Source organism: Sulfitobacter sp. HI0040, from assembly GCF_001634885.1.
GTDB lineage: Bacteria > Pseudomonadota > Alphaproteobacteria > Rhodobacterales > Rhodobacteraceae > Sulfitobacter.
The window spans coordinates 1-290 of sequence record NZ_LWEX01000329.1 but is presented as its reverse complement, the minus strand read 5'-3'; the positions used below and the strand labels follow the sequence as shown (position 1 = coordinate 290).

General features: G+C 58.6%; 1 pseudogene. It reads right to left on the bottom strand.

Features of this window, described 5'->3' with window-relative positions:
• Positions 1-290, bottom strand: a pseudogene (locus A3728_RS23185) (sensor histidine kinase); the annotation flags it as partial.

Genomic DNA, 290 nt, shown 5'->3' with positions numbered 1-290 from the left:
AAAGAGGAAGAACAGCGACATGAAATGGGTGGTCGGCCCCTGCTCCAGCGCGATGCCGATGGTGTAAATGCAGATGACGGCGGCGCTGATGATCGTACCGAAATAGATGCGCCACAGGAAATGTCGCGCGATCCGGGGGCTCCGCCCTCGCCATATGGCGATCTGGCGGAACAGGATGTAATCATAGATCTCGGAAAGCGCGACGACGGCAACCGTCGAGATCGCCAGCCACAGGTCGTAGTAATAGGCCGCGAGGACGACAGCGGCAGAGTAGATGATTTGACGCTGCC